The sequence below is a fragment of the Olsenella sp. An188 genome (assembly GCF_002160255.1).
GTDB classification, from domain to species: Bacteria; Actinomycetota; Coriobacteriia; order Coriobacteriales; family Atopobiaceae; genus Thermophilibacter; species Thermophilibacter avistercoris.
The window spans coordinates 33915-45680 of record NZ_NFKF01000008.1; the positions used below are offsets into that span (position 1 = coordinate 33915).

At 71.5% G+C, this 11766-nt stretch carries 12 protein-coding genes; all 12 read right to left on the bottom strand.

Features of this window, described 5'->3' with window-relative positions; translation table 11 throughout:
* Positions 1 to 138: 138 nt before the first annotated feature.
* The 12 genes from B5F23_RS08635 to B5F23_RS08690 all read right to left on the bottom strand — a co-directional run bounded on the left by B5F23_RS08635 (position 139) and on the right by B5F23_RS08690 (position 11744).
* Positions 139 to 1401: an acetylornithine/succinylornithine family transaminase gene (locus tag B5F23_RS08635; protein ID WP_241145842.1), complete on the bottom strand. Its 1263-nt coding sequence runs from the start codon at positions 1399 to 1401 to the stop codon at positions 139 to 141.
* Positions 1402 to 1421: 20 nt separating this feature from the next.
* Positions 1422 to 2297, bottom strand: a complete 876-nt coding sequence (argB, locus tag B5F23_RS08640; protein WP_087353827.1) for an acetylglutamate kinase — start codon at positions 2295 to 2297, stop codon at positions 1422 to 1424.
* A gap of 76 nt (positions 2298 to 2373) precedes the next feature.
* Positions 2374 to 3660 (bottom strand): bifunctional glutamate N-acetyltransferase/amino-acid acetyltransferase ArgJ, encoded by a 1287-nt coding sequence (argJ, locus tag B5F23_RS08645; protein ID WP_087353830.1) that lies wholly within the window; start codon positions 3658 to 3660, stop codon positions 2374 to 2376.
* Positions 3661 to 3681: 21 nt separating this feature from the next.
* Complete coding sequence (gene argC / locus B5F23_RS08650; RefSeq protein WP_087353833.1) at positions 3682 to 4755, bottom strand: N-acetyl-gamma-glutamyl-phosphate reductase; 1074 nt, start codon at positions 4753 to 4755, stop codon at positions 3682 to 3684.
* A 333-nt stretch (positions 4756 to 5088) separates the two neighbouring features.
* Positions 5089 to 5670 (bottom strand): DJ-1 family glyoxalase III, encoded by a 582-nt coding sequence (locus tag B5F23_RS08655; RefSeq protein ID WP_087353836.1) that lies wholly within the window; start codon positions 5668 to 5670, stop codon positions 5089 to 5091.
* Positions 5671 to 5739: 69 nt separating this feature from the next.
* A complete protein-coding gene (locus tag B5F23_RS08660; protein WP_087353838.1) occupies positions 5740 to 6198 on the bottom strand; it encodes a PTS sugar transporter subunit IIA in 459 nt (152 codons plus the stop codon).
* 128 nt (positions 6199 to 6326) lie between these two features.
* Positions 6327 to 7391, bottom strand: a complete 1065-nt coding sequence (gene ruvB, locus B5F23_RS08665; RefSeq protein ID WP_087353841.1) for a Holliday junction branch migration DNA helicase RuvB — start codon at positions 7389 to 7391, stop codon at positions 6327 to 6329.
* Entirely contained in the window at positions 7391 to 8026 is a 636-nt protein-coding gene (gene ruvA / locus B5F23_RS08670; RefSeq protein ID WP_087353843.1) for a Holliday junction branch migration protein RuvA, read from the bottom strand. Before ruvA ends, ruvB begins: the two co-directional genes overlap by 1 nt.
* Positions 8023 to 8529, bottom strand: coding sequence for a crossover junction endodeoxyribonuclease RuvC (ruvC, locus tag B5F23_RS08675; protein ID WP_087353846.1), 507 nt, complete (start codon positions 8527 to 8529; stop codon positions 8023 to 8025). Before ruvC ends, ruvA begins: the two co-directional genes overlap by 4 nt.
* A 70-nt stretch (positions 8530 to 8599) precedes the next feature.
* Entirely contained in the window at positions 8600 to 10450 is a 1851-nt protein-coding gene (locus B5F23_RS08680; protein WP_087353849.1) for a hypothetical protein, read from the bottom strand.
* A gap of 78 nt (positions 10451 to 10528) precedes the next feature.
* Positions 10529 to 11278, bottom strand: a complete 750-nt coding sequence (locus B5F23_RS08685; protein WP_087353852.1) for a PASTA domain-containing protein — start codon at positions 11276 to 11278, stop codon at positions 10529 to 10531.
* Positions 11279 to 11363: 85 nt separating this feature from the next.
* Positions 11364 to 11744: a desulfoferrodoxin gene (locus tag B5F23_RS08690; protein WP_087353856.1), complete on the bottom strand. Its 381-nt coding sequence runs from the start codon at positions 11742 to 11744 to the stop codon at positions 11364 to 11366.
* Positions 11745 to 11766: the final 22 nt, after the last annotated feature.

Sequence of the window (11766 nt, forward strand, 5' to 3'; positions counted from 1 at the left end):
AGGTCTGTTTCGACCGGAAGTTGCGCGTACGTCCAATACGTGCAGGTTATGGACGGTTTGGAGGTCAGTTTCGACCGGAACCCGCATGCACACCAGGTACGTGCGGGTTCCGGACGATGTGACAGCTGGGACCTGCCCCTACGCCAGGCGGGCGAGAAGGGCCTCGAGGCGGTCGCAGGCCTCGTCGACCTCCTCGCGGGTTATCACGAGCGGCGGGAGGAAGCGCAGGATGGAGTCGCCGACGTGGTTCATGACGAGGCCGCAGGCCAGGCCCTCCTCCACCGCGCGCGCCGCGACCGGCGCGTCGAGCTGGGCTCCGCGCATGAGGCCGTGGCCGCGCACCTCGACCACGTGGCCCATCGCGGCGAGGCGGTGGCGCAGGTGGCGCCCGACGGACAGCACGTGCTCGCCGATCTCGTCCTCCACGAGGGTCCGCACGCACGCGAGGCCCGCTGCGCAGGCGAGCGGGTTGCCGCCGAAGGTGGTGCCGTGCTCGCCGGGCCCCAGCAGGTCCGCGACCTCGGCGCGCGCGGCGACCGCGCCCATGGGGAAGCCGTCCGCGATGCCCTTGGCCATCGAGACCACGTCCGGCTCGACCTGCGAGCGCTGGTAGCAGAACGGCGAGCCGCAGCGGAAGAATCCGGTCTGGACCTCGTCGCAGATCATCAGGATGCCGCTCTCGCTGCAGAGCTCGCGTACGTCGCGCAGGTAGTCGTAGTTGGCGTTCCACACGCCGCCCTCGCCCTGGACGCACTCGAGCATGACGGCGCACACGCCGCCGGACGCCACGGCCTCGCGCAGCGCGTAGATGTCGTTGAGCGGCACGGAGGAGAAGCCGGCGGGCATCGGCCGGAAGCTCTCGTGGAAGCGCTCCTGGCCGGTCGCCGCGAGCGTGGCGAGCGTACGGCCGTGGAAGCTCTGGCGCGCCGTCACGATGAGCGAGGCGCCGTCGAGGTTCTTCTCGCCCCAGCGGCGCGCCAGCTTGATGGCGCCCTCGTTGGCCTCCGCCCCGGAGTTTGCGAAGAAGGTCTTCCAGCGGGTGCCCGTGGAGCCCATCTCGTGGCCGCCCTCGTCGGTGGTGGTGGAGAGCAGCGCGGAGAGCGCGGCGGCGAGCTCGCCGCGGTTCTCGGCGTAGAAGTAGTTGCTCGTCTGCCAGACGCGGTCGACCTGCTCGTGCAGGGCGCGGGCCACGGCCGGGTGGGCGTGGCCCAGGCTCGCGCAGCCGATCCCGGCGAGCAGGTCGATGTACTCGGCCCCCGACGCGTCCACGAGCGTGGCGCCGTGGCCCGAGACGAACTCGACCGGCAGGCGGCCGTAGGTGTGCATGACGTAGGCGTCGTCCAGGCGGACGGCCTCGTCGGTGACGGCTTGGGGCGCGGGGGTGTTCGAGTCGGCGGACATGGTGCTCCCTTCGGATGGGTTTAGTCCTGCGTGAACATGGTACCGCAGCCCGCGTCGGTGAAGATCTCGAGAAGCAGCGAGTGCGGGAAGGTGCCGTTCAGGATGACGACCTCGGAGACGCCGGCGTCAAGCGCCTCGGCGATCGAGCGAATCTTGGGGATCATGCCGCCGTCGAGCTCGCCGGACGAGAGGATCTGGTGCGTCTCCGCGCGGGTGAGCGTCTGGATGAGGGAGTCCTCGTCGTGGATGTCGCCGTACAGGCCGTCGACGTCGGTGAGGTAGATGAGCTTGTCGGCACCCATGGCCTCGGCGATCTTGCCGGCCGCCACGTCCGCGTTGATGTTGTAGAATCCGTCCGCTCCGCAGCCCACCGTGGCGATCACGGGGATGTAGCCGTCGTCGAGGATGGTCTCGATGAGGCTCGGGTCGACCTCGCGGATGCGGCCGACGCGCCCGAGCTCGGGATCGATCGGCGCGGCCTTGAGCGTCTTGCCGTCGGCGCCGGAGATGCCCACGGCGTTGTGCCCGTACTCGTTCAGGGCCCAGACCAGGCGCTGGTTGACCTGCCCCACGAGCACCTGCTGCACGGCGGCCATGGTGGCGTCGTCGGTCACGCGCAGGCCGTCCTTGAAGGCGACGGGGATCCCCAGGGCCTTGAGCTGGGCGTTGATGGCCTTGCCGCCGCCGTGCACCACCACGATGCGGATGCCCATGAGCTTGAGCAGCTCGATGTCGGCCACCACCTGGCGGCAGAGCTCCTCGTCCTCCATAGCCGAGCCGCCGTACTTTATGACGAAGGTCTTGCCGCGCATGCGGTTGATCCACGGCAGGGCCTCGGTGAGGACGTCGACCTTCGACGCCGCCGCCTCCCGCTCCTGCCTGTCACGCTGCTTCATGGTTTCCTCCTTCGGTCGAGAAGAACGTTGGGTCGCCCGGGCCTCGCGGGCGCACCGCCCTCCGGCGCGACACGGCCTACGTGCGGTAGTCGCCGTTGATCGTGACGTAGTCGTGCGTGAGGTCGCACGTCCAGACGCGCGCCGAGCACGCGCCCGCACCGAGGTTCACGGCGATCTCGACCTCGCTCTCGTCGAAGCGGCGCAGCATCTCCTCCTCGTCCATGGGAACGGTGAGCCCGGAGCGGCACACGGGCACGCCGAGGAAGTCGATGTCAACGCGGTCCTGGTCAAACGCCACGCCGCACTTCCCCGCCGCCGCGGCGACGCGCCCCCAGTTGGCGTCGTGGCCAAAGACGGCGGTCTTGACGAGCGGCGAGTTGGCGATCGCGCGGGCCACGGTGTCCGCGTCCTCGGGCGTCGCGGCCCCCATGACGCTCACGGTCACGAGCTTGGTGGCACCCTCGCCGTCGGCCGCGATCATGCGGGCGAGCTCGACGCACGCGCCGCGCACGGCGGCGGCGACGGCCGGGTAGGCGGGCGAGTCCACGTCGATCGGCTCTCCCCCGGCGGCGCCGGTCGCGAGGAGCAGCGCGGTGTCGTTGGTGGAGGTGTCGGAGTCCACGGTCACCTTGTTGAAGCTCACGCGCACCGCGGCGAGAAGGGCCTCGTGGGCCGCCTCAGGCGTGAGCGGGGCGTCGGTGGAGAGCACGGCGAGCATCGTTGCCATGTTGGGCTGGATCATGCCGGAGCCCTTGACGAAGCCGCCCACGTGGACGGTAACCTCGCCGCCGCGCCCGTCGGGCACGTTCCCGACGAGGGCGACCTCCTTGGGTCGGGTGTCGGTGGTCATGACGGCGCACGCCGCGTCGTGGGCGTGCGCCGCGTCCGCGCCGAGGGAGGCGACCGCGGCCGGCACGCCCGCCTCGAAGGGCGCGACCGGGAGCGGCACGCCGATCACGCCGGTGGAGGCCATGAGCACGTCCTGCGCGTCGCAGCCGAGCTCGTCGGCGACGATCTGCGCCGAGCGGCGCGCCACCGCGAGGCCCGGCTCTCCGGTCGCGGCGTTGGCGTTGCCGGAGTTGAGCACCACCGCGCGGGCGCGCCCGCGGGCGGCCCGCTCGCGGCTCAGGGCGACGGGGGCGGCGCAGAAGCGATTGGTGGTGAAGGCGCCGGCGACCACGCAGGCCTCGTCGGCGACGACGAGGGCGAGGTCGAGGCGGTTGGGGTTCCTGCGGAATCCGGCCGATACGCCCGAGGCGCGCACGCCCGCCGCGGCGCAGACGCCGCCCTCGCAGGGGGCGAAGCCGTACGCGGAGGGCGCGTCGGGGGCGTCCTCGACGCAGAGGGGCTCGATGTTCTCCATGTGGTCCTCCCTTTGGGCAGGCTAGATGAGGGGTGCCGCGGCGAGAAGCCCCGTGGTCTCGGGGAGGCCGAGCACTACGTTGGCACACTGGACGGCCTGCGCGGCGGCGCCCTTGCCGAGGTTGTCGATCGCGCAGGAGGCGACGATCGTGGGGCGTCGTCGCGCGTCGAGCGCGACGCCCACCTGGGCGCGGGCCGTGGCGGCAACGGACGCGGTGGCGGGCATGGTGCCGGCGGGCAGCGTCGTGACCAGCGGCTCGTTTGCGTAGGCGCGCTCGTAGGCGGCCTGGACGTCCTGCTCGGCCACGCCCGGGGCGGCCTCGAGGTAGACCGTGGAGAGCAGCCCGCGCGTGAGCGGGGCGAGGTGCGGCGTGAAGACCACGCAGACCTCGCGGCCCGCCACCTCGGAGAGCGTCTGCTCGATCTCGGGGGTGTGGCGGTGGTGCGCGACGCCGTAGGCCTCGACGGACTCGTTGGCGTGGCAGAAGTGGGTGCGCGCGTTGCAGCCACGCCCGGCGCCCGACACGCCGGAGATGGCGTCGGCAATCACGAGGTCTCCGGTCGCGAGGCCCGCGGCGAGGGCGGGGGCCGCGGCGAGCGCCGTGGCGGTGGGGTAGCAGCCCGGGACGGCCACGAGCACCGCCTCGCCGGCGGCGCGGCGGTCGGCGAGCGAGGCCAGGCCGGCGCGGTTCAGCTCGGGCAGGCCGTAGACGGTCTGGGAGAGCAGCTCGGGGCTCGTGTGGGGGGTGGCGTACCAGTCCTCGTAGACGGCCGGGTCATGGAGGCGGTAGTCCGCGGAGAGGTCGAGCACGGTGACCCCGCGCGCGAGCAGCTCGGGCGTGAGGGCGAGGCTGGCCGTGTGCGGCACGGCGAGAAACGCGACGTCGGCCGCCGCGGCGATGGCGTCGGCGTCCGGCTGGACGAGGGTCAGCTCGCAGGCGCCCGCGAGCTGCGGGTAGAGCGCGTCGAGGCGCGTCCCCGCCTCCTTGCGGTCCGTGACCATCACGAGCTCGAGCTCCGGGTGGGCCAGCACGATTCGGCAGACCTCGATGCCCGCGTACCCGGTCGCCCCCACGACGCACGTTCTTGTCGCCATGCGTAACACCTTTCCTTTTATTGCATATTTCGCTATGAATATGCATCAAAGCCGAGATTTGATACGGAAAAGATAAGCACTCGGCATAGGCGCGTCAACCTCGGGGGCGATTCGGTCACGCGCTTGACACACTTCTCCCCGACGCCGGGGACGGGGCACACGCAGATCTTGCCCCGCGTCTCTCGCCGAGTGCACGATATTCGGCACTTCCCTTCTCGCCCGCGACCTACGCTCTTGGCTGCCAACTGCGGAAACGACGAGTTCGTGTCGGTGAACTCGAAAAGCTCGGGCGGAATATCGCGCACTCGGCGAGAGACGCGGGGCAAGGCGGGCCTACGGCATCACCACACCGTCGCGGACGCGCTCGACCGCCTCGTCGCCGAGGAAGTGGCGCACGATCTCGAGGCCGAAGAGCATGGCGGTGCCCGCCCCCTGGCTCGTGATGACGCCGCCGTCCGCCACGACCGGCTCGTCGGGCACGAGAAGGGCGCCCCGCTCGGCAAGCACGTGCTGGAAGCCCGGGTTAGCGGTCGCGCGCCTGCCCTCGAGCAGGCCGAGCTCGGCCAGGACGGAGGGGGCGGCGCAGATGGCGGCGAGCGCGCGGCCGGAGCGCGAGAACTCCACAAGCGCAGAGCAGAGCGGCTCGCAGGCGCGCAGGTTCGGCGTCCCGGGGATGCCCCCGGGCAGCACGAGCATGTCGTAGTCGTCGAACGAGAAGCCCTCGTCGGCGATCGAGCGGTCACAGACGATCGTCACCTCGTGGGACGAGGTGACCTCGCGCCCGCTCGTCACGGACACGGTGTCGCACGGCACGCCCGCCCGGTAGAGCACGTCCACCACGGTGAGCCCCTCGATCTCCTCGAGCCCCGGCGCCACGAACACCGCGACGCGCCTCTCGGTTGCCTGCCTGAACATGGTCTCCCCCTTCCTTGGGCCCCGACCGAAGCGGGGCCGCCACGCGTCTTTGCGCCGCAAGCGCCGGCGCTAGGCCTCCTCGATGCCCGCGTTGATCGCGTCGGCGATCTGGGACGCGTCGTCGGTGCCGCGGATCAGTGCCTTGAACTCGTCCTTCATGAGCAGCACCGCGGTCTTGGAGAGCAGGCGGATGTGCATGGTGCCCGACTCCCCCTCGGGGACGAGCAGGGCGATGGCTACGTCGATGGGCTTGTCGTCGAAGCTCGGCCACTCGATCGGGCGGTCGTTCTTGACCACGATGACCGCGGGCTCCAGGATGGAGGACGCCTTGGCATGCGGCACGGCGAAGCCGTCGGTCATGCCCGTCTCGCCCATCTCCTCGCGCGCCACAAAGGCGTCGTAGACCGCGTCCGCGTCGTGCGTGACGCCGAGCTCGGCGGCCCGCTGCGCGATGAAGCGCAGGACCTCCTCGCGGCTTCCCATGCTCTGGTTGACGTAGACGCTCTCTGCCTTGACGAAGTCGCTCACGGGGTCTCCTTTGCTGAACGTGGCGCGCGCTCGCGATGACGCCACCATCATAACCCGTAGGCTCCGTCCCGCGCGTGAAACGGCCGCGCCCGGCGAGAAGGACCTCGAAGCCGGCCGCGCCCGGCGCGCTATCGCGCGGGGGGCGGCTCGATCCCCAGATGGTCGAAGGCGGCCAGCGTGGCCTGGCGGCCCTGCGGCGTGCGGACGATGAGGCCGCGCTGCAGCAGGTAGGGCTCGTAGACGTCCTCGAGCGTGGAGGGGTCCTCGGAGACCGCGCTCGCGACCGTGGTGAGCCCGACCGGGCGCCCGCGGAAGGTCTGGCAGAGCGCCGTCAGGATGCGCACGTCCATGGTGTCGAGGCCCAGGGCGTCTATCTCGAAGAACTCGAGCGCCTCGGCGGCCACCTCCCAGGTGATGCGCCCCTCGCGCTTGACCTGGGCGTAGTCGCGCACGCGCTTGAGCAGGCGGTTCGCGAGGCGCGGCGTGCCGCGCGAACGCGAGGCGATCTCGCTGGCACCCTGCTTGTCGATGTCCACGCCGAGGATGTGCGCCGAGCGCCCCACGATGACGGCGAGCTCGGAGGTCGTGTAGTAGTCGAGCCGGTAGGAGATGCCAAAGCGGTCGCGCAGCGGGCCGGTGAGGAGCCCCGTGCGCGTGGTCGCCCCCACGAGCGTGAAGCGCGGCACGTCGATGCGTATGGAGCGGGCCGCCGGCCCCTTGCCGATCACGATGTCGAGGAAGAAGTCCTCCATCGCGGGGTAGAGGATCTCCTCGATCTGGTGGTTGAGGCGGTGGATCTCGTCGACGAACAGGACGTCGCCGGCCTCGAGGTTGGTGAGGATGGCCGCGAGGTCGCCGGCGCGCTCGATGGCGGGGCCGGAGGTGGTGTGCATCTTGGCACCCATCTCGTTGGCCACGATGCCGGCGAGCGTGGTCTTGCCCAGCCCCGGAGGGCCCGAGAAGATCACGTGGTCGAGCGCCTCGCCGCGGTCGCGGGCCGCCTGGATGAGCACGCGCAGGTTCTCGCGGACGCGCTCCTGGCCGATGTACTCGTCGAGGGTGCGCGGGCGCAGCGTACGGTCCTGGTCGAGGTCCTCGGACGTGAGCTCGCCGCTCACCTCGCGCGGGCCCGCGGAGCGCGCGGGGCCGGAAGCCGCCCCGGCGAAGAGGTCCTTCTCGCTCGCCTCCCACATCAGCGACCGCTCCCCAGGCGCCTCAGGGCGTAGGCGAGCACCTGCTCGACGGTGACGGCCCCGGACTCAGCGTGGCCCTCGAGCGCGAGCTCGGCCTCCTGCGAGGTGAAGCCCATGGAGAGGAGCGCCTCGGTGGCGTCCGCCTCGACGCCGGCGGGCGCCCCGGCGGAAAGCGGCAGCGAGGCGTCCGACGGGGCGGTGAGCCCCACGAGCCCGCGCAGCTCGGCGTCCTTCGAGAAGACGTCGGACAGCTCGACGATCAGACGGCTCGCCTTCTTGCGGCCCACTCCGGGCACCTGCGCCATGCGCGCCGTGTCCTGCGTGGTCACGATCTGGGCGAGGACCGCGGGGGAGAAGGTGGAGAGCACCGAGAGCGCGAGCTTGGACCCGACGCCCGTGATGGCGCGCAGCTGGTCGAACAGCGCGCGCTCCTCGCGCGTCGCAAACCCGTAGAGCTCCATCGAGCCGTCGCGCACCACCATGCGCGCGAGCACCGTGACGCCCGACTCCCCCACGTGCGGGAGCGAGGCCGCCGTGGTCGAGGAGACGCCGAGCTCGAAGCCGACACCGCCGACGTCGAGCACGATGTGGGTCGGCAGCACCTCGACGAGCGTGCCGGTGAGCTGGACTATCACGTGAGGACCCTCCTTGCCTGGCCGAGGCTCTTCGTCCTGGTGACGTTTGCGTGGCAGACCGCCGCGGCCAGGGCGTCCGCCGCGTGGTCGGGGCGCGGGTCGTGGTCGAGCTCGAGCACGGTGCGCACCATGTAGGTGACCTGGCGCTTGTCCGCGGCACCCGTGCCCACCACGGCCTGCTTGATCTGCATGGGAGTGTACTCCCCGACCGAGAGCCCCGCCGTCGAGCAGGCCACGATGGCCGCCCCGCGCGCCTGCGCGGTGGCTATGGCGGACTTGGTGTTCTCCCCGAAGTAGATGCTCTCGATGGCGAGCTCGGTGGGCCCGTACCTCTCGATCACGTCCCTGAGCTCGCGATAGATCCGCCCGAGCCGCACGTCGATCGGCTCGGCGGCGGTGGTGGCGACGCAGCCGTACGCCCGCGCGCGGCACGCCGGCCCGCGCGTCTCGACGACGCCCCACCCCGTGTGGGCGAGGCCCGGGTCTATTCCGAGGATGACCATGGGCCCCCTTCCCGGTCCGTGCATTAGAACGTTCGTTCTATCATAGCACAGGGGCACGGGAGGGCAAGGGTCAGTTCTCGGAAAACGGCCCGTCCCAGAACGGTCCCTGCGGGCCCTCCCCCTGCCCGGGCGAGCCGTGCCGGCCCGACCCCTCGTCCGAGCCCCCCATGGGCGAGAAGCCCCCGCCCGCGGAAAAGTCCCTCAGGTAGCCGAGCAGGTCGCGGACCTCGCGCTCGTGGCTCTCGCGCTCGCCGCCCGCCTCCCGCCCCTCGCCCTCGGGACCGTCGTCCCCCTCGTCGCCGACCTGGTCGGCGAGCGCCGAGAGACGTCCCGCCAGGCGCTCCTCCTCGGGCCTCGCCACGTCGTGCCACGCGAGCCCCACCGGGCCGCGAGCCTCGGCGAGCGTCCGCGACGAGAGCGTGATCGCGCGGACCTCACCCGCGCGCCGGGAGTCCACCTCGCGCAGGCGCGCCAGGATGGCCTCGACGAGCCCGGCGTGGCCACGCTCGGCGGCAACGTCGGAAACGGGCAGCTCCCACTCGAGGTGGCTCGAGAGGACGAGGTCGACAAACTCGAGGCGCGTCTCGTCCGAGCCGAGCGCCTCGGCGAGCCCCTCGACGTCGGGCACCTCGTAGGAGGCGAGCGCCGCGGCGGGCATCACCGGCGAGATCGTGTTTCTCAGGTGGGCGAGGCTGAACACGTCGGAGCGGTAGAGGTCGGCGAGCGGGTGCAGCCGCGCCGCGTCGGCGAAGGTGCGCTCCTCGAGCGCGAGGCCCGTCTTGTCGAGCGTGCCGAGGGGAACGCGGGAGGTGCGGCGCGCGAGGGCCGCCAGGCGCGCCTGCGCGAGGTCGGCCGCGAGCGCGCGGTCCTTCTCGCCAGACCCCCCGCGCCCGCCTCCGGGGAGCTCCAGGGCCTCCACGTTGGCGGCCGGGATGCGCAGCGCACGCACGAGCTCCGCCGCGGGGCCGCCCTCCCCCGCCAGGACCACGCCTACGTTGGTGGGCCCGAGCGCGTCGGTCGCGAGCGTCGCCACGACCATGGAGGCCAGGGTGTCGTCCACCACCACGCACGCCCCTCCCGCCCCGAGCTGCCGCACGGTGCCGGCGAGCCCGGCCGCAAGCGCGCTCCAGGTCATGAGCGGCGCGTCGTAGACCTCCGGCGTGAGCGGGGCCTCGAGCGGCCCCTCGGCCGAGGGGTCGACGTCGCAGACGAGCAGCGCCTCCTCGAGGCTCGGGGCCTGCGCCGCGAGCTCGCCCCACGGGGCGAGCACGAAGCTCGAACCGCAGAAGACCTGGGCGTCGTAGCAGCCGAGCGAGCCCACGCCCACGATCCACGCCCCCGTGGCCTCGGCGTCGGCCATGAAGCGCCCCTCCGTGAGCGAGGTCCCGAGCGCGCTCGACGGGTCGTCCACGGCAAAGCCGTAGCCGGAGAGGAAGACGATGACGTCGACGTCGTACTCGTAGTCCACGTAGACGTCGAGGTCGTCGTAGGTGAACGCGACGCCCAGGCGCGCGCCGGCAAGCTCGAGCTCCGGCAACGTCCCGCTCCGCTCGTCGACCGGCTCGCTCTGCGCCGCCGCGGCCATGGCCTCGATGCGCGCCGCGAGCCCCACGGGCACGATCTGGGAGTCGCGTATGAGCAGCGCGTCCGGCACGCTTGCGCCCCCCATGTCCGTGAGCACGGGGACGAGGCAGGGGCATGCCAGGTCCTCGGCGAGCCCGAGCACACAGCCCGCCAGGTCGAGCAGGAACCCCTCGCGGTCGACCGGGCCCACCGACGAGGCGCCGCAGAGCGCCGTCATGGGAAAGACGAGCAGGTCAACCCCCTGCCGCGCCGCCCGCTCGGAACACTCGACCATCTGGCGCGCGGTCTGGGCAAAGTCACCCGCGCGCGTGGAAATCTGCGCGACCCCGATCCTCATGTGCTCTCCTATCGTCGTGTCTCGCCCCATTGTGCCACACGGCCGGGACACGGCGAGAAGAACGGCGACCTCGCGGCCCTACGGCGCGGTCGTGTACGTGAGCTCCACCACGTCACCCACGCGAAGTGGCGCGCCCGGCTCCGCGGAGGCCCACTCGACCGTCGGGATGAAGCCGTCTTCGACCATGTACTCGGTGATGGCCGGGTCGGCAACGAGGCCCCTCTCGCGCAGGCGCTGTGTTGCCGTGAGGGGGTCGTCGCCCAGGACGTCCGGCATCGTGACGTCGCTCGTCACCGTGATGGTGACCGGCTCTCCGTCCACGACCCACGCGCCGCACGGCGGCGAGGACGCCGTGACCACGTTCGCCGCCTCGTCCACGTCCCCGGAGTACGCGACCTCGACCTCGGCGATCCCCGCCTCCTCCAGCTGGGCGCGGGCCTCGGCCTCGGAGTTGCCGAAGGTGAGCTGCAGGGGGACCTGGCTCATGCCGCACAGGCCACAGACGGCGGTTGCCTTCCATGAAACGCCATCGTACTCCTCGTGGGCCTCGCCGTTGGCGTCAAGGATCAGCGAGACTGCGTCTGGAACCTCTCGCGCGAGAACCGAGACGACCGTTCCCGGCTCGCCCTCGTCGTCGGAGCGCTCGAAGCTCGGCACGAAGCCGGCCTCCACGAGCGTGGTCCACGCCTCCTGGGCCTGCATGCCCACCACGTTGGGCATCTCACCCCACTCCGTCGCAACGGTCGCGGGTCCGTCGCAGCCAGAGGCGCAGGCCGCGGCGACTGCGGCCAGCACCCCCACGAAGGACCTTCTGGAAAGCGTGCTCATCGTCTCACCCTCCTCGATAGGGTCCACATCTACCAAAAAGCCCCCACGGACGTGCCGAGGGGGCCTCGAGTCGCCGGCGAGAAGCCTAGACGTCGGCCTTCCAGAGGCCGTGGAGGTTGCAGTACGCGTAGACGGTGCCGCCCTCGCTGCAGCAGGCGCCGAACTTGGTGCTCGGCTCGTCGCCGGGCTTCAGGTGCTTGATGCAGAGCTTGCCGTCCGTGGCGAGCGCGATCCACTCGATGTAGTGCTCCTCGAGCATGGGGTGGGCGACCTCGCCCACGGTGACGACGATGTGGTTGCCGTCCTTGGTGACGACGGGCACGTGCTTCTCGGTGGCGGCGTCGGTGGAGCCGGCGACGAGCAGCTCCATAGGCTCGCCGCAGCAGCTGGGTGTGACCTTCCCGTCCTTGACGACGGCGACGATGTTTCCGCAGTGGTTGCAGCGATAGAACTTGACCTCGGCCATGACTACCCCTCTCGGTTGCGCG

Excerpts from the sequence above, each read along its gene's own strand:
- argB (WP_087353827.1), bottom strand. The coding sequence starts at position 2,297 with ATGAAGCAGCGTGACAGGCAGGAGCGGGAGGCGGCGGCGTCGAAGGTC.
- B5F23_RS08690 (WP_087353856.1), bottom strand. The coding sequence starts at position 11,744 with ATGGCCGAGGTCAAGTTCTATCGCTGCAACCACTGCGGAAACATCGTC.
- B5F23_RS08635 (WP_241145842.1), bottom strand. The coding sequence starts at position 1,401 with ATGTCCGCCGACTCGAACACCCCCGCGCCCCAAGCCGTCACCGACGAG.
- argC (WP_087353833.1), bottom strand. The coding sequence starts at position 4,755 with ATGGCGACAAGAACGTGCGTCGTGGGGGCGACCGGGTACGCGGGCATC.
- B5F23_RS08685 (WP_087353852.1), bottom strand. The coding sequence starts at position 11,278 with ATGAGCACGCTTTCCAGAAGGTCCTTCGTGGGGGTGCTGGCCGCAGTC.
- ruvC (WP_087353846.1), bottom strand. The coding sequence starts at position 8,529 with ATGGTCATCCTCGGAATAGACCCGGGCCTCGCCCACACGGGGTGGGGC.
- B5F23_RS08655 (WP_087353836.1), bottom strand. The coding sequence starts at position 5,670 with ATGTTCAGGCAGGCAACCGAGAGGCGCGTCGCGGTGTTCGTGGCGCCG.
- ruvB (WP_087353841.1), bottom strand. The coding sequence starts at position 7,391 with ATGTGGGAGGCGAGCGAGAAGGACCTCTTCGCCGGGGCGGCTTCCGGC.
- argJ (WP_087353830.1), bottom strand. The coding sequence starts at position 3,660 with ATGGAGAACATCGAGCCCCTCTGCGTCGAGGACGCCCCCGACGCGCCC.
- B5F23_RS08680 (WP_087353849.1), bottom strand. The coding sequence starts at position 10,450 with ATGAGGATCGGGGTCGCGCAGATTTCCACGCGCGCGGGTGACTTTGCC.